A 22,085-nucleotide genomic window follows, 5' to 3' on the forward strand; every position below is an offset into this window, starting at 1 on the left:
ATAGTTAATATTTTATTTCTAGGAAACAATAAAACGAAGAGAAGGTATTTATATGAATGTCTTAGTTATTTTTGATCATCCATACGGAGCATCAGCGTCCGAGAATATCCCACATCAGCGAAGCTATTCCGCAGCCTTATTAGCCTCCGTAATGCGAGGTCTTACCACCAAAGGTCATACGATTGATCTTATCGATCTGCATGCCGATGGATTTGATCCAGTCATGTCGCGCGAAGAACTTGCTGCTTGGCGACAAAAGAAAACCACCGATCCCCTAGTCGCCAATTATCAGCAACGGCTTATGGCAGCAGATCATATCGTCTTCCTATTCCCCATTTGGTGGGAGGCTATGCCCGCTCTCACCAAAGGCTTTCTTGATAAGGTATTCGCAAAAGGTATTGTCTACGAGGAAATTAAACCTGGACGGCCCTTCAAATGCTTGCTCACGAATCTTCAAGGAGTGTCACTGCTGACCGTAATGAACACGCCCGACTTCTTTTATCGCTGGATTTTTGGCAACCCCATCACCAAAATTCTGTTTAGAGGGACCTTCCGCAAAATGGGAATACGGAAGAACCTCCATTGGTATAATTATGCCGGGATGTCAGATCGCAGCTTAGAAGAGCGGGTGAAGCATCTTAATAAAACAGAACAACGTTTTGCACGACTAGAGTAGATTAGATTACTGAAGCTGGGATTGATTTCGAGAGCTGAACCTCGGGTTTGTTCGCCTCCCTGAGCACCAGCAATCCGATGAATAAGGATACAACACCAATAATGATCAGCAGTGCTCCCAGCTCCTGACTGTAGGCTGTTAACGCCACATCCCGAAAAGCCATCCCGCGTATAAGACGATTAAGCCAGTTCATCGGCAATGCCCAAGCGGAAATTTGAAAAAACTCCGGAAACGCTAATGGGCTCAATTGGATTCCAGTGGCAAGAAACGACGGATACAATACGAAATTAGTTCGTAAATTAACTTTGGATACGTCTTTGGCAGTATAACCAATCAACAGGCCCATAAGTGACAGAGCAGAGGCATACACAAACAGCGGAATAATAAAAAGATAAGGCTCTGCTTCAAAGCGCATTCCCCCTACCTGCTTTAATAAGCCATAACACAGGAGCAGCGAGATCGTTGATAAAACAGCGTAAGGCACACTACGAACCCAAATCTGCCAAGGAGACTTCCCGTTTGCAAAAAGTTCCCCCTCCTGCCGCAAGCGAGGGACAATTGAACCTGCTGCGCTTGTTGTAATCATCAGCACCACAATATTCACAAATCCAATGACCATAAAGCTCACATAACTTGTGGTCGGATTAAACAACATCCGCTGCTGCAGGGACAACGGAGAAGCAAGTCCTTTAGAGGTTTCGGCATCCATCCCCTTTTGGAGGAGACGGGTCATAGAAAAAGTCATATTTTCCGTCTGGATGACTTCCTGAATCGCAGTTCGGATGCCGGTTAGACCTGATGGCATGGTGTTATCCATTAAGATGCCGAGATTCGTTGATATCCCCTGCTGCTGATGCAGCCCTAACGCTTTGGGAAGGGTGATGACCGCGACAGCCTGCTCATTTGCCAATAATGTTTCTGGATCTAAGGGGCTGGCATACACATTAGTTACTTTCATATATGGAGAAGCATTTATTTTAGAGATCAGCTGTCGTGAATACGAGCTGTGATCCTCATCAATGACTACAACATGCGATTCGCTGATTTGATTCTTCGAGAACATCAAGCCAAAAAATATAGCCGCGATAAGCGGACCAATAAAAATCAGGCGTAAATACTTACTGCCCGCCACGTACTTCCATTCGTCAATCAGTGATTTCATCGAGCTTCACCTCCGCTGTCATCCCCGGAAGCAAATCAGCATTCGCATCCATAGCTATACGGACAAGAAACATGCTTAAATCGGCTTGCCCTTTTTCACGTGACATGCGTAAGCTCGCAAATTGAGGGGCGGCTGCGATGGAAGTAACGACACCCGTCACCTCACTTGGATGGTTCAAATACGGAAAATGAACGTCGATACTTTGATTCACCTTTAGCTTTTGGATTTCGCTCTCCTGTATGTAAAGGTCTGTATAAAAGTTGTTTTTTTGCAAAACCGCCATTGGCATTCCTAGTTGTATTTGATCTCCCGGCTTTACAACAATCCTGTTGACCGATCCGTCCTCCGGCGCGAGTACATCTGTTTCTCCTTCTTCAGCGGATTTAACCTTGAACAATGCCTCTCCCTGTTTTATAGAATCACCTACAGCCACACTGACCTCTACAATTGACCCTGGACTGTTCTGATAAAATATAGTCTTTTGCTCTGCATCAAGAATCCCTTGTTTCCTGCTCTCAGCTTGACTGACAGCATCCTTTCCTTTTATAGCAAGTAGCGAACCTCCAACGATTAACGCAATCGCAATTCCAATATATAAACCTGCTTTTATCTTCATTTCCCGCTCTCTCCCCTTACCATTTTTTTAGCCGCATTTTCGGCAGCCTCCATAATCACTTCTCCCAATGTGGGATGAGGGTGAATGGTCATCGCCAAGTCCTCTACAGTTGCTCCCATCTCAATGGCAAGGGCAAGCTCCGACACCAGTGTAGATGCTTCTACTCCAACAATTTGGGCACCAATAACGATTCCCGAGGTTGGGTCCGCTACAATTTTGACGAACCCTTCCGCTTCCCTCAAAGCCAATGCTCTCCCGTTAATCCCAAAAGAAGATTTGCCAATAACCAGCGGGATGCCTTTTGCCTTTGCTTCTGTTTCACTTAAGCCAACACTGGCCAGCTCTGGATCAGAAAAAACAACAAGCGGAATGGCTCTATAATCAACCTCGGAGGAAAGACCGGCAATGGCTTCTGCCGCAACTTTAGCTTCATAAGACGCCTTATGAGCAAGGGCAGGACCCGACGTAATATCCCCAATTGCAAAAATATTCGGAATAGCCGTTCTGCACTGTTCATCTGTCTCAAGGAACCCCCTGCTCGTCACTGGCAAACCTATACGGTCCAGCCCTAAATCGCCGTCTGTATTTGGTTTTCTGCCGACAGTGACTAACACATATTCCGCTGTCACATGCAGCTGCTCCTGATTTTTCAAATAATGCAGTGTGATGGCGTCTGCACTCTGCGCTACGTTCACAGCTGTCGCTCCGGTGATCATCTTAATCCCATCAGCTTTCAGCTGCCTTCCAACAGGGCTCACAAGCTCCGCCTCAAATCCAGGCAGCACTTGATCTCCTCCCTCCAGAATCGTTACCGTTGTTCCAAATTTGGCATACATTTGCCCCAGCTCAACGCCTATATATCCACCGCCAATAACTACTAGGCTAGTTGGAACTTCACGGAGCGACAGAGCTTCTGTCGAAGACAAAACACGTCCGCCAACTGGAAAGGCTTGCAGCTCAATCGGACGTGATCCTGTGGCTAAGATGGCATTTTTAAAAGAAATGCTTTGCTCTTGTCCAGACTGACTGATAATAGCGGTATGCTCATCGACCAATCTGGCCTCCCCTTCCAAAATGCTCACACCTGCAGTCTTCAATAAATAGCCAACTCCACCTGCCTGCTTATTCACAATTCCTTGCTTGAAATCCTGAGCATTCTTAAATGACACTGCCGCATCCGCAGAGCTGAACGGTCTAAGCAACTCGTAACGATGGGATTCAGCAATTAATGCTTTGGAGGGAATACACCCAACATTAGTACAGACCCCACCTAGCTGATTGCGTTCAACAATCGCCGTTCTCATTCCAAGTTGTGAAGATCGCAGCGCCGCCACATACCCACCCGGACCTGATCCAATGACCAACGTTTCTACGAACTCAAGATTCCCCATCTCCTGATACCTCCTGTACCTGCTTTTTTAAAATATGATGATCGTAATATATTATTACCATCATATTTTAAAACCGTCAACAACCGTGTTTATCCTTTCATAAGCAGACAGTGCTCAGAATCGTTAAATTGACAGGCTTTATTATGATGCATATAATATTTTAAAAGTAGAATTATGAAGCTATGGAGTGATTATGATGCCCTATCCCAAAGGCCATAAAATAAAAGTACGGAATACGATTGTTGAAAGTGCTGCCCAGGCTTTTCGCACCCATGGCATTCATGATGTAAGTGTTCCCTTCATTATGAAGGGAGCCGGATTGACTCACGGCGGGTTTTATTCACATTTCGACAACAAAGAACAACTCGTCGCCGAAGCCTGCCGGTATGCCATCAGCGATACCATCGCACTTTTGCAGAAGGTCGCGGACCAGGAAGAGCAGAACCCCAAAATCAATGCGGTCATTGAATATTATTTAAGTCCGTATCACCGCGACAAAACGGAGATGGGCTGCATTATCCCTGCCCTTACTGCCGAAATATCTCATTCTTCCGAAGAAGTTCGACAAGTATTCACCCAGGAACTGGAGCGGATGATTGCTTTTATCTCCGATCTGGCGGGAATTGAGCCCTCCAAAGGTAGCGCACTGTTCAGTACCATGGTTGGCTCTCTAGTTCTTGCAAGGACTGTAACTGACCCTGAACTGAGCGACAGCCTTCTTTCGTCAGGCAAACGGTATGCTAAAGAGCTGGTTACGATCTAAAAACAATAAACACCCCAAACAAATGAATCCAACTCAGAAAATTTTCGTAATATTATGAATTATAGATAACTGAGGGGTGTATCCAATGAACGAGCAGTATGCAGCAAGGGTTGAATTGTTCGCAGAGAACGCGCAGAGGATCAAAAAGGCTTTTCCTTGGCATAATGCAATGGTTAGCCGTTTGGCGGGGTTACTGTACACAGCAGAGAATAAAAGTGCAGATGAGGATGCGATTCGTGCGAGCCACGAGCTTATTAAAGAAAATACCGGAATGTTTTCTTCGTTTAGGGGGAACTCGGCAATCAGTATTGCTACTATGCTCTCTCTTTCTGCTGACAGGGAACAACAGCTTGCTAACACGCTGACCGTGTATGACTTATTGAAGGACGTCAAATTTAGAGCCTCTGATTATCTCGTCGTTGCCGCTTATCAAATCGCCGCTAATACGACAACAGATCAGTATCAGCGTACGGTAGAACGCGCAAAGATGTTTTACGATAGTATGAAAGCGAAGCACCGTTTCCTTACCGGACATGATGATTATATCTTCTCTGCCATGCTCGGCCTTTCCGATATCGACGTGGACAGCGGCATCGACCGGATGGAGCAGCTTTACACTACATTAAAGCCTGAATTTATGTCGGGGAACAGCGTGCAAGCTCTGACACAGGTACTGGTTCTTGGAAAAGAAGCTTCAGAAGCAGCGGATCGTGTACTGGCATTACGAGATGCGTTCCGTGCACATGGCATCCGGTTAGATAAGGAATATACCCTTTCTTCGCTGGGCGTGCTAACGTTGCTCTCCTCCAACAATAAGGACATGGTTACTGAAGTCTCAGAGACCTTCGAATTACTGCGTACCAAAAAAGGCTTTGGCAGCTGGTCCATTGTAAAGCAGGAATTGCTACTGCTGTCAGCTGCGCTGGTAGCCTTCAAATATGTAGAGGATGTGCAAAGCGGCATTGTAACCTCGATGCTTTCCACCAGCATCACTAATATTGTGATCGCACAGCAGGCTGCTCTTGCTGGGGCTGCGGCTGCGTCGGCTGCGGCTGCAGCTTCATCTTCTTCGAATTAAGTGGAAATGCGAGGGAAGACATGGACTCGATACAACCAATCACCACTAGAAATGAAGAAAGTTTATACCGTCTACTGAATATTTGGGAATTATCTGTGCGGCATACGCATCTATTCCTGTCTGAACAGGACATTGATGCGTTGCGGCCACTGGTTATACAAGGGATGGAGCATATAAGTCATCTGCTTGCTTTTATAGATGACCATGACCAATCGCTTGGATTCATAGGGGTTCAGGATAACAAGATTGAAATGCTATTCATAGAACCTGCTGCAATGGGAAAAGGCATTGGTAAATCACTCGTTGCTTATGCTATACAGACACTGAACGTACGCTACGTTGATGTAAATGAACAAAATCCGCAGGCCTTAGGTTTCTATGAGCGTATGGGCTTTCAAGTTTTTGAGCGTTCTGCACTGGATGAACAAGGCAATCCATTTCCTATCCTGCATATGAAGTTATCGATCGGCTCACGTTAAAAGATTCCATCGCCTCTCAAAGCAAAAGAGACCGCTTCGAGTAGCCATAACAATGGCTGTTCGAAGCGGTCCTTTGTGTTTAAGTAGGATCAACTTTTGTTTTTGGTGTGGAAGCTCCGCTTATTCTACCGACTTCAACGCCTCAATCATATGAATCCGTTTGAGCTTAATATGCATGAAAGCCATGACTATGCCTGAGAACAGCAGTGTTAAGAGTGCGGCATACACATAGCTTGGCCACTTAATAATCGGCGCGAACATCGTCGCATCCAGCTCAGCTGTATTCAAGACGAAGCTGTGCAATATAATGCCAAGACCCGATCCAGCTACAATGCCAAGTAGGCTTAGCAGCATATTCTCACGGTAAATATACAACGTTACTTCCTTATCATAAAATCCCAATACCTTGATGGTTGATAGTTCCCTGATCCGTTCAGAGACATTAATATTGGTCAAATTGTAGAGGACGACAAAAGCCAAAGCAGCAGCCGATACAATGAGTACCAAGGTTACAACATCCATACTCTTCATGGTGTCATCAAAGGCAGTACCTACGTTGCTGGAAAAGCTGACCGCGGCCACTCCCTCATTGTCCGTTAGCTTCTCGCCGAACTTGTCCTCCCATGCTTTATCGTGGGTGGTATAGTTCAGCAGCTCTGTGTTGAACACTGGTTCTTGTCCAAATACGGAAGAATAATACGCAGGTGTCATATAAACATAGTGCATTACATAGTTCTCTGTAATCCCTATGACCTTAATCTTGAATGTCTCGTTATCCTTGTTCACCACATTCAACTGGTCGCCGGGTTCAAGCCCGTATAATTTAGCCAGCTTCTCCGAGATTATAGCGCCCTCGTTCGAAAGCGTGCGTTTTTCTCCACTCACTCGATCCCGCAGCTCCACATAATCGGATATCGCATCAACAGATGCAGGGATGAACATATGCACATCCTGATCATTTACACCACTGCTGTGCGCTTTCATCGTTTCCTGTGCCACACTTAGTGATCCAGTTATAGTGGACTCGCCAGTGATCAATTGCTCGTAGGCATCCCGCGCATCAGCAGACGCATCTTCATGCAGCGCTACAAGTGCATCATATTTCATAATCGTGCCGAACTGCTGAGGGGCAATGCTGCCGATCGAGTCTTTAAGACCAAACCCGGTCAGAATCAGCGCCGTACAGCCGGCCACGCCGAACACAGTCATGAACATCCGCTGCTTGTAGCGGAATAAATTCCGTGCGGTAACTTTCTGAACAAAGCTCAGCCGTTTCCATACAAACGTAACTCTCTCCAGTAGAATCCGCTGCCCGCTCTTTGGCGCCTTCGGACGCATTAACACAGAAGCATTGCTACGCAGCTCTACACGTGCGGCAATCCAAGCCGTCAATGTAGTGCAGATAAGCGCCACTATAATGGAAATGATGGAATACGACGGATAGAAGCTTTTGATAAGATCCGGCAGATTATAAAGCGAACTGTACGCATTATATATAATGGTTGGAAACATGGTAAAACCGAGCGCAAGTCCCGCAACCGAAGCCGTCAAGCTGGCAAGTGTACCATAAACCAAGAATTTGGCCATGATGTCACGGTTGCCATACCCAAGCGCTTTAAGTGTCCCGATCTGCAAACGATGCTCCTCGACCATTCGAGTCATAGTCGTCAAGCTGACCAGCGCAGCAATCAGGAAAAAGAATACCGGGAAAGCACTTGCTATTGCCGACAATCGATCAGCGTTGTCTTTATATTCGGCATATCCCGGATTGGCACTTCGGTCAGTGACATAGACCTTCGGGAGCCCTAGTTCTGCAAGCTTTTGCTCCCCTGCAGCTAGTTCCGCCTTGGCAGAGACCAGCCCATCAGCAATGGCTTTCATGTTTGCAGCTTGTCCCTGCTGCACCACTTCTGGCTGGCGCTTTAAATCGGCGAGCTGCTTCTCGGCGGCGGCCACCTTGCCTCGTCCACTGGACAGCTCTTTCTCGCCTTCCGCACGCATCTCCGCAAGCCGAGCTTCCGGCACACTGGACATCGCCTGCTCTACTGCCTTGGTATGCTGTTCGATCAATCCCTCATACTCTGGTGAATACGCCTTCACTCCGGTTGTATCCTTGAAGGATAGATAGGCTTCCGTATAGACCGGGAGCTTAAAATCTGACTCTGGGATCGCTGCGAATGCATCCGCCGTCCCTTTACCAATTCCGCTGGTGCCCCGGGTACTCTTCTCTATAAATTGAGGACTTCGCACAAAGCCCACAACAGTATAATTCAATGTTTCAAAGTTGTTCGACAACTCCGCATCCGTTCCAGCTCCGCTGAACGTTATTTTGTCGCCTAGCGCATACTTTCCAGCCAGCTTGTCATCCAATACGATTTCTCCGGAATCCTCTGGAAGACGTCCTTCAATCATACTGTACTGGTTAAGAGGTTTATCTGAATTGTAAGAATGGACTTTGAGTATCAAAGCATTATCGCCGCTGAACACATCTGCGCTGTAACCCGGCTGGACTTCATCGATCCCCGGTACATCGCTCAGCAGATCTATGTTATCTTCGGTCAGACCATAGTTGGTCTGCACCTTCAGATCCATTAGTCTCGTCTCTTGATAAAAGGTTCCGGCTGTATCCAGCATATCTGGACCAGCTGACTTGATGCCAGAAAAGAAACTAACGCCCAGCATAATGATTGCAAAAATCGAAATAAATCGGGCCTTAGTGTGCCTAATTTCACGAAAAATATCTTTCCATAACGCGCGCTTTTTCATAGATGCCTTCTCCTTACCATTCGATATCTTCAACGGATACTGGCGAAGGATTGGTTACCATCTTCCGTACCTTAGCATTGTTAATCTCAATAACCCGGTCTGCCATTGGCGCAATCGCCAAATTATGCGTGATTACGATGACCGTAGTGCCTGTGTTACGGCAGGTATCCTGAAGCAGCTTAAGCACTTGCTTACCAGTATTGTAGTCTAGCGCACCAGTTGGCTCATCGCAGAGGAGCAGCTTCGGCTGTTTAGCTAGCGCTCTGGCGATAGCGACACGTTGCTGCTCGCCACCAGACAGCTGAGCCGGAAAATTATCCAGCCGTGCACCTAATCCCACATCCTCCAGCACCTTACGCGCATCTAGTGCACGCGGGGAAATCTGAGAAGCAAGCTCAACATTCTCCAGTGTGGTAAGATTCGGCACTAAGTTATAGAACTGGAACACAAAACCCACGTCATTGCGGCGGTAGCCCGTCAACTCCTTGGCACTGAACTTGGCAATGTCCGTACCGTCCACAATGACCTGGCCTTCGTCAGCAGAATCCATCCCGCCAAGAATATTAAGCACCGTCGATTTGCCCGCACCGCTGGGGCCGACAATCACTGCAAACTCACCTTTATTTATCTCAAAATCAATTCCGTCGTTGGCAACAATCACACTTTCACCCATTTTGTAACGCTTGTACTCATTTTTGACAGCAACAAAGCTCATTTTCCATCCTCCTGTCTCTATCCAAACCAAGCCTAATCACTTTACATTGTTTCAGTTTATCATAATTAGAACGCCCAAGCCCGAATGGCAAACCCTCATTACTCAAGGATAAATTCACATCATTAATAAGTTCATTTTTTTGTAACAATAATGTAACAAGGAAATTTTACTGTAAACGATACTTAGTCATTTGATAGTGTTATAATCACCTTGATTTATTCATTCTTTTCAGGCAAGAGTGAAAGAACAAACAGAAACAGGTGATCAAATGTTCGAACTGAAATGGCTATGGCAGAACTTAGAGGGGAACCGAACACGGTACATTCTAGCGCTCTGCCTCTCAGTAGTGGGTTCAAGTCTTACGATTGTAAACCCTTACATCAGTCAGCGCATTGTCGATACGTTTATAGCAGGTGACAATGCGCTGCAGAATCTTACACAAGAACGGCAATTATTGATTATGCTCTGCCTCGGCATGATTGGATTTTCTCTACTGCGCACAGGACTTGCTTATATTACAACTATGCAGTACGAAAGATCCTCGCAAAACATGATGTACAACATTCGGATTTTTTTGTACAACAAAATCCAGGGACAGGACAGAGAATATTACGACCGTAACCGTACCGGTGATCTCATGACCAAGATGACCGGGGATCTGGACATGGTTCGGCACTCGATGGCATGGATTTTCAAAACGATCATTGAATCGCTAACGATCTTCATTGCTGCTGTTATCTATTTTTTCACCATAGATGCTCAGCTAACGCTGTGGATGCTAATCCTGTCACCGCCCATTTTTATCGTGGCTTACATATTCGCTAAACGCGTCCGTCCTATGTATATTGACCTGCGTGAGCGGCTGTCCCAGCTTAACACGACTACTCAGGAGAATATTTCAGGCAACCGTGTGGTTAAGGCTTTTGCCCGCGAAGAGTTCGAAGTTCAAAAATTTACGGAGAAGAATGTCAATTACTCTACAGCGAACAAAAAGGCCGCTCTTGTATGGCTTGATTACTTTCCTTTCCTGGAATCCTTCGCTCAGGGCTTCAACGTCATTCTAATGCTGGCAGGTGGTTTGTTCCTGATGAACGGCCGGATCACCTTCGGTGAATTTACAGCTTTCTCTTCACTGATCTGGGCTATATCCAACCCTATGCGCAACATTGGTATTATTATCAACGACATTCAGCGCTTTTTTGCGAGCTTGTCCAAAATCATTGATATCTATTACGCAAAGCCTAATATCGTAAACGAGCATACGTCTACTGACAAACGCCGTTACGAAGGCCGTATTGAGTTCGATCATGTCCGCTTCAAATATGACAGCGCTATCGTACTTGACGATGTTAGCTTTACCGTTGAACCTGGTGAAACCATAGCAATCATGGGCTCGACGGGATCAGGCAAAACAACAATCATCAACCTGATTCCTCGCTTCTATGACGTAGCCGAGGGACGTGTACTCGTCGACGGCGTTGATGTCCGAAAGCTGGAGCTCGATGAGCTGCGCGATAATATCGGCATGGCGACCCAAGATGTGCTCTTGTTCTCTGATACTATCGATGGAAACATCGCCTATGGTGATCCTGATCTTCCGGAAGAAGATGCGATAAGCTTTGCTGAGCTCGCAGCCGCACACGACTTCATTACCAAAATGCCTGAAGGTTATGATACCGTTGTCGGAGAACGAGGAGTCGGCTTATCCGGAGGTCAAAAACAGCGTATCGCTTTAGCACGTGCTTTGGCAGTTCGCCGTCCGATCCTCATTCTGGATGATACGACCTCTGCTGTCGATCTTGAGACGGAGGAGCATATTCAGAAAAGTCTACGTGAGCTGGATTATCCTTGCACGAAGATTATTATTGCGCAGCGTGTATCTACGACCGCGCAGGCTGACCGTATTCTCATTCTGGATAACGGAAAGCTGGTTGAGGAAGGCACCCACGCCGAACTGCTAGCGAAACGAGGCTACTACTACGATGTGTTTAAACTGCAGAACGAGGGTATTGGAAGGCAGGTGACCGCAAGTGGCAAGGAATAAATTCGACGTCGATGAGAATCTGGAATCGCCGTTTAATATAAAACACTTCCGGCGTGCGATGGTATACATCAAACGAAAGAAAACGCCAATGATTGTTGCATTTATACTCAGTGCACTTTCAGCGGCCATTTCACTATCAGCTCCACTGATCATGCAGCATGTGATCGACGTGACCATTCCGGCAAAAGCGAAGCTTGCGCTACTGGGCTGGGCTGGACTGATGCTTCTGACCATTGTGGTCAGCGTTTATCTGGCTACCATTCGTTCACGTATCATGACGAGTGTTGGGCAGGATATTATTTTTGACATCCGTACAGATTTGTTTAAGCATCTGCAAGAGTTGCCCTTTAAGTATTATGACGACCGTCCGCAAGGCAAGATTCTCATCCGGGTCGTAAACTACGTTAACGCCGTTTCAGATGTGTTATCCAACGGTATTATCAACTTTATTCTAGAAATCGTGAATTTGCTCTTTATCGCAGCCTTCATGTTCGCTGTTGATGTGCGTCTATCATTTGTCATCCTTGCAGGACTGCCAGTATTCTTTGGCATCATGATGCTGATCAAAACTCGGCAACGCCGGGCTTGGCAAGCAGTATCCAATAAAAGCTCCAACCTGAATGCCTATTTGCAAGAAAGTATCAGCGGTATTGGTGTGACGCAAATGTTCTCCCGGGAACAACGCAACGAAGGAATCTTCACACGTCTCGCGGGTAATTTCCGTACAGAATGGATGAAGGCTCAACGTTACAACTTACTTATCCCGTTTTCCGTAGACAACTTGTCTACGATCGTTACATCATTGATTTTCCTTGTAGGCTTACTAACACTTAGTCCACAAGACATGACCCTCGGCGTCATTCTGGCGATGAGCAGCTACGCTGCCCGCTTCTGGCAGCCGATTCTGAATCTTTCGAACCTGTACAATAACTTCATCAACGCCGTTGCCTATCTCGAGCGTATCTTCGAGACGCTGGATGAGCCCGTTACCGTCAGTGATATTCCGGATGCGAAGACACTGCGACCTGTAGAGGGCCATGTCACTTTCGACGATGTGACCTTTGCCTATGACCCAGGACTCAATATTCTGGAGAATATCTCCTTTAAGATCAAAGCGGGAGAAAGCATCGCTCTAGTGGGACCAACAGGTGCAGGCAAAACTACAGTCGTCAATCTGATCTCGCGCTTCTATAATATTTCAAGCGGTAAGATTCTTATCGACGATCAGGATATCTCGCAGGTTACGCTGAAGTCCCTGCGCAGCCAGATGGGGATTATGCTACAGGACAGCTTCATCTTCTCCGGTACGATCTTGGACAATATTCGTTACGGTAAACTCGACGCCACCGAGGAAGAAGTGATTGCTGCGGCGAAAGCCGTGTGCGCCGACGAATTCATCCGTGAATTCGATCAAGGCTACATGACGGAGGTCAACGAGCGTGGCTCCAAGCTGTCTCAGGGACAGCGGCAGCTCATCTCGTTCGCAAGAACGCTTTTGGCTGATCCGAGAATTCTCATATTAGATGAAGCCACTTCATCGATCGATGCGAAGACTGAGCGTTTGCTGCAAAAAGGTCTGAATGAGCTCCTTAAAGGACGTACCTCATTCATTATCGCGCACCGCCTGTCCACCGTAAAAAACTGCGACCGCATTATGTATGTATCTAACAAAGGCATCGCAGAAAGCGGCTCACATGATGAGCTTATCGCACAAAAGGGGCTTTACCACCGCCTATATACTGCGCAGAAGATGGAAGCTTAATGAAATAAACACCAAAAAAGCTCAGGCCGAATTGTAGCCTGAGCTTTTTTGGTGTTTTATTACATAGATAGAAGCATTTTGATTTCACCGTTTCGAAAGTTTGTACTTCCGTAATCTTTTGGCCTAGTCCCCTCAATCTTGTTAAGGACAATATTAGCAAATTAATGGTAATATTAGGGTCTTAAGATGAATACTTTGGATAAGCGTTAATATTGCTTTTGGAAGCTATGTATAGTTCTTAAATCCAGATTATATATTCTATCTGCTTACCTTTCAGGTTCACTCCCAGATTACAATAGGTTATAATTATATAAAGCAAGAATAATTACAAGGGCGTGATAAAGATGCAATGGCAAGAGGTTCGGTCAATTTATCCCGATCAATATGTGCTGCTCGAAATTTTGGATTCTCATACCCAAGATAACATACAGTTCATAAATGATGTTGCTCTAGTGCGTGCCATTCAAGACCCCGATGAGGCTACCCGCCTATTATTTAACTGCAAGAATAACAATATTGTTTATCATACCGGACAAGAGAATATCACCGTCGAACTGAGAAATCATCCTCTGTATAGGAGTAGATAAGATGAAAATTGAGTCATGCACGACTTAATTCAGACATCGATGACGATTGACTACAAAGGAAGTTCCTTAAGAATAGACAATTTAGTCATTGATACAGGTGCTGCTCACTCTCTACTGTCGTCAGACATTGTCTCTGAACTAGGCATCAGATTCGAAAATGGCGATAAACTTGTCCGTAGCTTTGGAATTGGCGGCGATGAATATACGTTTCAAAAAACTGTTGATCAAATCCAAATCGGTGAATTGATCATGAAGGATATCCCCATCGATTTTGGTGTTTTCCATGAAGGTATCAATTACATCAACGGTCTTATCGGACTGGATATTCTAAAAAGCGGAAAAATGGTTATTGATCTAAATCAGATGGAAATGTACCCTGCAGAATCCAGTCACAGATAGAATCAAGAAGGACATTTGATCCATATCATTCTCCAAAATATCCTCAAAACACTCTATCTTCTTACAAACAAGATTATTTAACCATCTCCAAGATTACCCGTAGTACTACTAACTCTATTCATTCTTTTTTTGTATAAACACATACGTACTCTCATCCGACAGCTCATCAGCAAAGCTGAAATCAAACCCGTCGAAGCCTTTGATATCCTCCACACAGGTGATTTGCCGCTCAGCCATGAAGCGTACCATTTCACCTCTGGCCATCTTGACCAGGGTCGCTCTCTCAACGATCTTACCACCGATTTCCTGCCCGAATACACAGCTAATCATTCGAACGTTTCCGCCAACATACGGGGAGATGCACTTGCTATATTCCTTGGAGGCCAGATTCAGAATGATGTCACTCTCCGAAAATAGCTGATCTGCAAGCTTCCTGTTCCAGAACTCATAGATAGACTTGAAACCTGGTCCGCTAAGCTTAGCCTGCATCTCCAGCCTGTACGGAACAACGCCGTCAAACGGCCGGACGATTCCATAGAATCCGGACAATATCCGTAAATGCTGCTGAAGATATTCCAGCTCCTCCATTTGAAGTACCCCGGGTGCCATGTACTGGTACTGGATACCTTCATAGGAAAAGATAGCCGGTGTAAGATTCTGTGTTACATCCATATCCCGAATCCGTTCCACATTCAGCGTGGCGATGGCATCATTGCATTTCCATAGTGATTTGGCTTCTTCATAATCCAACTTTTGTAATAAGGCCAGAAGAGTCTGTGACTCACTTATGAATTGCGGCATCTGGCGGCAATCCATAAAATCCGTATCCATCTTCATCTTCTTGGCAGGCGATATAATGATTCTCATGTTGCTCCCTTTTCTCTTTTCTTACCCCCGCGGGGAATTTAAATGTAATCTTATCCTATCACACTTAATCTTCGTAGGCTTGGGGCAAGTTCATGAAATTTGTTCACTGTCGCCCACTTTGCCCGATAACTCCTCCATCTTTACCCCGACCACCGTTAAAGCCCTGTCCCCCGTTCGCCCTTGAACCAGAATCTGTACTTGATATCTTCTGAGCGGTGATGGCGTCACAGGAGATGAGCACCATGGAACAACTAAGCACTACTATGAGCAAAGTGATATATCGCTTGATCCGCATCTTTGAACCCCCTCTTTCCGAGCAAACATGGTCAACGTGGAAAATATCTTTTTAACATATAATCATATACATCTTTAAAACCCATGTAGGATAACACGATCAGCAGCGGATATACCGGGTAAATATATCGAGACTTAATCTCCCATAGTAGATAAAATCCGATAAAGCCCAGCACCACAAGAATCAAAGAGGTCTCTTCAAATCTTTTGGCTCTTATTCCACCGATTAAGCGAACGAGTATAAAAACATACATCAGAAAATTCAGGACATACAGCAACCACAGTAGCCCGCTTCGGTAGCTCGAATCCCCCTTAAATAGATCCGTAGCAGCATTAGTGTAGCTATAACGGTCCATGACAAAACCCATTCTTCCACCGTTACTGGATGATCCATCATTCCCAAGTCCATATCGTTCCATCTGGTATGTTCCTTCTGTCCAGGTCCAAACGATTTTTTTTATAATACATTTTCACTACGTCGCTTAGGCTCGCCCCGGAGAGTTTATGGCTGATTTCCTCTTTAAATAGCTTCGTACTTTCTGCCTTATTATAATTGGCATCCTGCTGATAGATCGTATAGCTCTGCCAGTTATCCCAGAATCCAAACGTCTCCAGATTGTCCCCATATTCAGCCACATATAGACCGGTGCAGAATTTTCGTTAATCGGTTCATCTACGACATTCGTCGCCTGCAGCACAGCATTTTGCGTCCAACCTGGAACATTAAACAATAAAGCCGTAATAAACAACGCGCTTAGAGTTTTTTTCACCCCGATCTAACGCATATTGAACAATAGACTGACTACCACGGCAATCAGAAAAATAACACCGATACTTCGGAAATAGTTGCCGACTGCCAGGAAAATGGCTGCAAAAACAATATCCTTTATGGACTTTCTTTTTATAAATTTCACAGCAAAATATAAAGCACTTGTCAAAAAGGCGGTAGCAATCACATCATTATAAATTAAATTACTCATAAACAAAGAAGGGATATAGGTAGCGGCAAACACGAGAATGCCATAATCTTGATCCTTAGAGTTATCATTGAGCTCTTTATACAGCAGGTAAATCATTAACGAGGTTAAGAGTGTGAATAGAATATTGAATATTTTGATTACCAGATAATTATCCGGAAATAGCTGTAGCAATGTCTTTAAGTACACAACAATTGAGAAATTAAACGGGAACATATGCAGATAACCTGTCGTGTCAAAAGATGAATAATCATTCCTGTACAGCATATCAAGTGCCAATGAAAGCACCGTTTGCGAATCATCCGTCGGTAAGCGAGGAAACAGAAAAATGATCACGATCTGAATGGCAAAAGAACATAGCAATATGACTGGAATGACGATTTTCCAACTGTACTGATTAAGCTTCAGGCATATTTTATACAAAATAACGCTTAACGCCAGCACCACCACAATCCCTAGAATAAAAAGGCCGAGCTGTTGCTTCTCCAAAACTGGTGTGTCCCCATATACGAAATAATTATATTTCGCTCGGATAAAAAAGGAGGAAGCGATAAACAGTCCTATGAAGCATGCCAGTATGAGATACAATGTTTTTTGAATTGCCCTTACCATGGAAAACCTCCTTTTCACAGTAGAAGTCTATACAAGCACATCCCCCGATTCATAAAAAGCATTATAAACACCCAAACTGAAAATCTAATGAACGTCCGATGTATTGAAATCTCGCAGCGAACAAACACGAATAGACCGCCCTCCATGCAAAGGGTTGCGGTCTGTAATGTAATTCTTTTTAAGATAAAGTTCATTTAAAACCTTGGAAATCCAAATCTTTCAGGAAGCGATTACTTCCTAGTATGCTCTTTACCCTCTTTGTTACATTAGGTCCTTTAGGTGTACTACCTCGTCTATTCAGCAAGATCCATCTAAGACAAGCCCAGGCTTCGAACACCTCAAGCTCTCCCTGCTCCATAAAATTCTCCAATAGATAAGCAGAACGGAACATATCAGCGTAACGCTCGGAGATGTGGATTTTCAGCAGAATAAGTGACCATGCAAAATCATATCTAGGGTCTCCCAACTGGCCGTTCGTCCAATCGATGACGGTAAATCGCTGTTGTTCCTCTACTATATTTCCTAAATGAAAATCGCCATGAATGATACGATCTTGTCTCATAGGAGTTTGCTCCACTAGAGAAATCACAGCTTGATTAAGGTCTGTATGCTCTCTCACTTCAGGAAAAAAGTAGTCGATGAAATCGTACTTAGGTAGTTGTATATGTTCCAGCTCAGCGATATCTATTTGATGAATTCTGGCTAAAATGCTCGCGAGCTCCTTCATTGTCTTATTATTCACTTTATGAATTGGCGTTCCGTCAAAGCTCGTTAACAACACCTTATCTCCATTCGGGTTGATCCCCCAACCCACTGGTTTAGAGACGGCTACCCCTCGTTCGGACAGGACATCTAATAAACGATATTGAAACTGAACATCTGGTTTGGAGCTCTTACTCCATGTTTTCAAGACATAGCTTTCCCGATCTAGATTGATCTTTAGAACCTCAGCTTCAAAGCCATCATCCATCAGATGCGTGGTTAAGCTGGCTTCATGATAGAGTAGCTCATCCATGATTTCATGGTGTTCAAGCCAGTTTACATTAGTTATAAGGGTTCTCAAGAGCAATTCTTCCTTTCGGGTGATTGTATATATCCAATTATTCTTGTGGAATGCCAGCTACGATCTCAAGCAAATTGCCTTCTGGGTCAGCCACAACAGCTTCACGCAACCCATAGGGCTGTGAAATAGGTTCTTTTATAGGAGTTGCACCTGCCTTCACCAGACGCTCAAATTCCTTGTCGACCTCTTCAGGTGAGAGAACGCCAAACGAGACTTCCATTGTCCCATTCAACCCCTTAGGATAACCTAGCCCTGAAATACTCAGCGCATCCCGCTGACACAAATTAAAAAATACACCACTCTTTAGCTGAACCCCAGTAAATACGCCACCATCCCATTCTATAGCCATGTTCATGACGTCCCGATAGAATGTGGCCATCTTTTCCATGTCTTTTACAATCAAAGTTACAGCACCGATTTCCATGAAATCCACCCAATCTTCTAAATTATTCCTTTTATGATCGTAGATATAGTAGCATAGGCGGTAAAATATTGAAATGAATTATAACAATAATAAAAAGCTCTGTAGAAACTCTACAGAGCTTAGTAGCAAGCAATCGCTGTTCAACTAGTAACTTACTTAATCGATTTCATAGCCAACGGTAAATCTTGAACCGCACAACTCATACCCGATCTGAGTATATAGCCTAATAGCTTTCTTATTATCACCATGCGTGCCTAATGTAGCGATTGATTTGCCCTGTTTCTTTAGATAGTCCAGTGCAGTGCAGATGATGTTACGAGCGACACCTTTTTTCTGCCATTCAGGAATGACGAATACATTCTCCGTTGCACTTCTCTCGTCGGTGATTCTCCAGGTTGAGGTGTTGCCGATCAATTGATCGCCATGAAACGCGCAGAAATTAACGATTTCGGGAGATCCCTGCATCCATCCCAAATGGTTCAGACTCCACGCCACACCGTCAAAGGCTGCGAGTTCAGCATGACGATATGTTTCCTGAGCTTCACTATTGTTCAGTGCAGTTGGCTTCACCAGAACCCCTTCTGGTAAAGGATACTTAGGAATCTCCCTACTCAAGTCAAATTTAAACACGACAATCGTATCGCAAATCGTAAATCCACGCGCTAGACAGAAGCTCAACTCTTCGAGATCATCTGTGTCGAGATATTGAGCCATGATAATGCGCTTCTCTTGATACCCAGCTTTAATTTCTCTGGCCCGTCCGATTAATGCTTCAATCAGTGCAGCTTTGATACCTTCATCCTCGGCATTCTCTGCAAATATAATTTCGTAATTAAGATATCGTTTGAAGTTTGGGTCTTCATCATGTCCAACCGCATGAAAAGTATCATGCTCCATCAGATGAGCAACGGCCAGAACCTCTCCGTCGCCACTCACTGCACAGAACATATTCCGCTTATCCAGATCTCCATGATACAGATATAGCATTTTTAGAACAAAATCCATGCTTTCAATTTGCTCCGCATCTTCATCCTTCGGATTTCGGATTACAAAGTCCCTCATGAATAAACATCGTCTCCAATCTTTTATGGCGCTGCAAATCATTTCTTAGTTAAATAATGGATGAGGCAGGCCATGCTCAGCAAGGGAGAGTTTAGTTATAGTCATTGTTGCGAGGGATATTGTGAACATAAGCGTCGGCAGGATAGCCACAGCTAGAGCTTTTTATTCAATCTTACTAGTCACCAATAGTTCTAATAATCGTGTCATACGGATCTAATTCCAGGGTGTGTTGTCCATATTCCGTATGAATCGTAGTTTTTTGAAGCTGATCGCTATTGTTAATGACCACGAGGATTTTACTTTCCGGATAATAAGCGCACTCTGTATATACGTTGTCCGTAATGTACTTTGTCTCAGTGAACTCATTACCCGCAAAACGAATCAAATTCAGCAGCAATCTTGTATTCTCAAAGCTGAAGGTGAAAGAAGGCAGGTAGATCCCCTTTCCTTTACCGAAAGCATGGGTCGATAGTGTTATTAGACCATCCGTTTCATTCACAACCGCTGCTGATCCATCGGTAAGATAAATGTTATTTTTGGGTGTTATGCTAGCCCCAGCAGGCACTAAACCAAACTCATCCTTCACTTCATATGTCCATTTTCCATGCGCTACTCTGGAGCCTGTATCCTCATCTACACCGAGAACATGTGACATTCTGAAAAAGCTGTCATACCCTTCAAGCGCTGAAGGCTGATTCACGCCTATAAAAGTACCACCTTCATACACCCACTTTGTCAGTAAGTCCACACACTTGTTGTCCCTCCAGCGTTCTCCACCACTCCATGCTGAACCAGCCGATCCGGCATTAATCACTACATCACAATCTTTTAAAATTCCCTGACGGATATCCTCAAAATCAATGAACTGTACTTCAATCGGCAATCCGGATAAAGCCTCGTTGATATGAATCAAATCATGCATATACGTTTCATGGAAATGCCCGGACAAGGTCCACGATCTCAATTTGCCCCAAGCATGCACAATGGCTACCTTCGTCTTAATATGATACGGTTTGCCTCTATGATGTAGCTCTTTAATTTCTCTGAATTCACCCGCAATCTTTTCGATATAATCACAAAAATCCGGATAAGGCTCTACAAGATGCAAATATCCACCCAATCCAATCCGGTCTATAGGCACTCTGAGTAGAGCACGCCGAATATTGATCCAATATTTTTTGGCATCTAGTGTAGGGTTCCCTCCCTCCATAAAGGTAGGCAGACCACCTAAACCAACCGGAAATAAGTAGGGATGCAGCCGAATCTCATGGGTATCTACTTTTACACCTGAACACATTCTTGCCTCGAACCCGGAGAACACACATTTAATCATCCCGTCAAAGCCAAACTCCTCGAAACGATCATTATAAGGCTCCATGCCAACCCAACTATCATCATAGAAGACATATGCCAGCTTGTCGTGCCCATGCACAATATCAATTAGTTTCTTACTAAATTCGATGACAAAATCATTGATAAATGCCATCCAGTCCAGCTTGCGCTGCTGCGGCGGGATATGACTGACACGATATTTTCCACCATTCACAAAATCCTCGGCCATGAGCGAATACCCATATTTTTGAGCAAACAGATCAAGCGCTCTTGAGCTTACCGTAAAATCATATGAACCCCAGTCCGAGAACAAATGGCGATTGCGCTCATTGCTGCCCCAGATCCAGGCGAAATTATAAAATAGGGACGTAAACCGAACAACCGTTGTTTCCTTATGATGCTGACACCAATCTTCGATCCAGTTGAGCAGATACTTTTGCGTTTCAACATAGATGGGGTCAATCTGCATCAGATGCTCTTTTTCCCAGTGATTCGTGGTGTGATTGTACATGGAGATCTCTTCCCAAATCCGGTAGACCATGAAGCTGACTGTGTATTTATGCCAAGGTGCAATTCCAGTAATGACTACATTTCCCGATTCCCGCTCATAATTCCACTGTTCTTTTGGAACCTCTTCACCAGTAGTTCGGTCAAAAACCTGCCAGTACTTAAACGCCTCTTTGGAATCATTTACTCGGAATTGCTCAGCGAAAAAGTCTTCCATCAAATAGATGGATAAATAATCCTCGACTGCTACCTTCGGATTAGTAATTAAAAAGCTTTGCTGTAGCTTATCAGGGTTTTGAGATGCCCATTCGTTATGATCTCTGATGATACAGATTGTAGAATAAATGCCGTATCCTGCGTTGATAATCTCATCGGACAACTGTGTACCGTCACTGTCACGGATGACATCGGCACCCCACCGTTCAGCTAACCCTAAGGTCAGTGCCTCATAACCGGATTCGCCCGGTAGTGTAAAGGCCCCCGTTGTTTGCTTGGACAACTTGGATCCC

21 protein-coding genes are annotated in these 22,085 nt (G+C 44.8%); 7 read left to right on the forward strand and 14 right to left on the reverse strand.

Annotated elements, in window-relative coordinates:
* The first annotated feature begins 52 nt into the window (after positions 1–52).
* The gene (locus MKY52_RS05505; protein WP_341050294.1) at positions 53–676 is read left to right on the forward strand and encodes an NAD(P)H-dependent oxidoreductase; all 624 of its coding nucleotides are present in this window, start codon (positions 53–55) and stop codon (positions 674–676) included.
* Position 677: 1 nt separating this feature from the next.
* Here the strand turns inward: MKY52_RS05505 and MKY52_RS05510 are convergent, their stop codons facing one another.
* From MKY52_RS05510 to lpdA, 3 genes are read right to left on the reverse strand one after another with little or no spacing between them, the layout of a single operon-like run.
* Positions 678–1,838 (reverse strand): ABC transporter permease, encoded by a 1,161-nt coding sequence (locus MKY52_RS05510; protein ID WP_341050295.1) that lies wholly within the window; start codon positions 1,836–1,838, stop codon positions 678–680.
* Entirely contained in the window at positions 1,822–2,454 is a 633-nt protein-coding gene (locus MKY52_RS05515; RefSeq protein ID WP_341050297.1) for an HlyD family efflux transporter periplasmic adaptor subunit, read from the reverse strand. Before MKY52_RS05515 ends, MKY52_RS05510 begins: the two co-directional genes overlap by 17 nt.
* Positions 2,451–3,845 carry a dihydrolipoyl dehydrogenase gene (gene lpdA, locus MKY52_RS05520; protein WP_341050298.1) on the reverse strand — a complete coding sequence of 465 codons (1,395 nt, stop codon included), beginning with the start codon at positions 3,843–3,845 and terminating at the stop codon, positions 2,451–2,453. The genes MKY52_RS05515 and lpdA overlap by 4 nt, the downstream gene beginning before the upstream one ends.
* Before the next feature lie 196 nt (positions 3,846–4,041).
* On the opposite strand from lpdA, the gene MKY52_RS05525 reads away from it, so the two are divergent.
* The 3 genes from MKY52_RS05525 to MKY52_RS05535 all read left to right on the forward strand — a co-directional run bounded on the left by MKY52_RS05525 (position 4,042) and on the right by MKY52_RS05535 (position 6,165).
* Positions 4,042–4,608: a TetR/AcrR family transcriptional regulator gene (locus MKY52_RS05525; RefSeq protein ID WP_341053344.1), complete on the forward strand. Its 567-nt coding sequence runs from the start codon at positions 4,042–4,044 to the stop codon at positions 4,606–4,608.
* 85 nt (positions 4,609–4,693) lie between these two features.
* Entirely contained in the window at positions 4,694–5,686 is a 993-nt protein-coding gene (locus tag MKY52_RS05530) for a DUF4003 family protein (protein WP_341050301.1), read from the forward strand.
* A gap of 20 nt (positions 5,687–5,706) precedes the next feature.
* Complete coding sequence (locus MKY52_RS05535) at positions 5,707–6,165, forward strand: GNAT family N-acetyltransferase (RefSeq protein ID WP_341050303.1); 459 nt, start codon at positions 5,707–5,709, stop codon at positions 6,163–6,165.
* Between the two features lie 120 nt (positions 6,166–6,285).
* Here the strand turns inward: MKY52_RS05535 and MKY52_RS05540 are convergent, their stop codons facing one another.
* Together MKY52_RS05540 and MKY52_RS05545 are read right to left on the reverse strand one after the other, a co-directional pair.
* Positions 6,286–8,931: an ABC transporter permease gene (locus MKY52_RS05540; RefSeq protein WP_341050304.1), complete on the reverse strand. Its 2,646-nt coding sequence runs from the start codon at positions 8,929–8,931 to the stop codon at positions 6,286–6,288.
* A 13-nt stretch (positions 8,932–8,944) separates the two neighbouring features.
* Entirely contained in the window at positions 8,945–9,646 is a 702-nt protein-coding gene (locus MKY52_RS05545; protein ID WP_042184895.1) for an ABC transporter ATP-binding protein, read from the reverse strand.
* A gap of 268 nt (positions 9,647–9,914) precedes the next feature.
* On the opposite strand from MKY52_RS05545, the gene MKY52_RS05550 reads away from it, so the two are divergent.
* The 3 genes from MKY52_RS05550 to MKY52_RS05560 all read left to right on the forward strand — a co-directional run bounded on the left by MKY52_RS05550 (position 9,915) and on the right by MKY52_RS05560 (position 14,438).
* The gene (locus tag MKY52_RS05550; protein WP_341050305.1) at positions 9,915–11,690 is read left to right on the forward strand and encodes an ABC transporter ATP-binding protein; all 1,776 of its coding nucleotides are present in this window, start codon (positions 9,915–9,917) and stop codon (positions 11,688–11,690) included.
* Positions 11,677–13,452 (forward strand): ABC transporter ATP-binding protein, encoded by a 1,776-nt coding sequence (locus tag MKY52_RS05555; RefSeq protein ID WP_341050307.1) that lies wholly within the window; start codon positions 11,677–11,679, stop codon positions 13,450–13,452. The genes MKY52_RS05550 and MKY52_RS05555 overlap by 14 nt, the downstream gene beginning before the upstream one ends.
* A 602-nt stretch (positions 13,453–14,054) precedes the next feature.
* Positions 14,055–14,438 carry a retropepsin-like aspartic protease gene (locus tag MKY52_RS05560; protein ID WP_341050309.1) on the forward strand — a complete coding sequence of 128 codons (384 nt, stop codon included), beginning with the start codon at positions 14,055–14,057 and terminating at the stop codon, positions 14,436–14,438.
* 114 nt (positions 14,439–14,552) lie between these two features.
* On the opposite strand, the gene yaaA is transcribed toward MKY52_RS05560, so the two are convergent.
* The 9 genes from yaaA to gnpA all read right to left on the reverse strand — a co-directional run bounded on the left by yaaA (position 14,553) and on the right by gnpA (position 22,075).
* A complete protein-coding gene (gene yaaA, locus MKY52_RS05565) occupies positions 14,553–15,305 on the reverse strand; it encodes a peroxide stress protein YaaA (protein ID WP_341050312.1) in 753 nt (250 codons plus the stop codon).
* A gap of 103 nt (positions 15,306–15,408) precedes the next feature.
* Positions 15,409–15,600: a hypothetical protein gene (locus tag MKY52_RS05570; RefSeq protein WP_341050314.1), complete on the reverse strand. Its 192-nt coding sequence runs from the start codon at positions 15,598–15,600 to the stop codon at positions 15,409–15,411.
* Positions 15,601–15,631: 31 nt separating this feature from the next.
* A complete protein-coding gene (locus MKY52_RS05575; protein WP_341050316.1) occupies positions 15,632–16,018 on the reverse strand; it encodes a hypothetical protein in 387 nt (128 codons plus the stop codon).
* The gene (locus MKY52_RS05580; protein WP_341050317.1) at positions 15,993–16,235 is read right to left on the reverse strand and encodes a hypothetical protein; all 243 of its coding nucleotides are present in this window, start codon (positions 16,233–16,235) and stop codon (positions 15,993–15,995) included. Before MKY52_RS05580 ends, MKY52_RS05575 begins: the two co-directional genes overlap by 26 nt.
* A gap of 140 nt (positions 16,236–16,375) precedes the next feature.
* Positions 16,376–17,188 carry a glycosyltransferase family 39 protein gene (locus MKY52_RS05585; RefSeq protein WP_341050318.1) on the reverse strand — a complete coding sequence of 271 codons (813 nt, stop codon included), beginning with the start codon at positions 17,186–17,188 and terminating at the stop codon, positions 16,376–16,378.
* A 190-nt stretch (positions 17,189–17,378) separates the two neighbouring features.
* A complete protein-coding gene (locus tag MKY52_RS05590; RefSeq protein ID WP_341050320.1) occupies positions 17,379–18,251 on the reverse strand; it encodes an aminoglycoside phosphotransferase family protein in 873 nt (290 codons plus the stop codon).
* A gap of 37 nt (positions 18,252–18,288) precedes the next feature.
* The gene (locus MKY52_RS05595; protein WP_341050322.1) at positions 18,289–18,675 is read right to left on the reverse strand and encodes a VOC family protein; all 387 of its coding nucleotides are present in this window, start codon (positions 18,673–18,675) and stop codon (positions 18,289–18,291) included.
* Between the two features lie 156 nt (positions 18,676–18,831).
* Entirely contained in the window at positions 18,832–19,737 is a 906-nt protein-coding gene (locus tag MKY52_RS05600; protein ID WP_341050324.1) for a GNAT family N-acetyltransferase, read from the reverse strand.
* A 175-nt stretch (positions 19,738–19,912) separates the two neighbouring features.
* On the reverse strand, positions 19,913–22,075 hold the full coding sequence (gnpA, locus tag MKY52_RS05605) for a 1,3-beta-galactosyl-N-acetylhexosamine phosphorylase (protein ID WP_341050325.1): 2,163 nt from the start codon (positions 22,073–22,075) through the stop codon (positions 19,913–19,915).
* Positions 22,076–22,085: the final 10 nt, after the last annotated feature.

It is taken from the genome of Paenibacillus sp. FSL P4-0184 (genome assembly GCF_038004625.1).
GTDB lineage: Bacteria > Bacillota > Bacilli > Paenibacillales > Paenibacillaceae > Paenibacillus_AQ.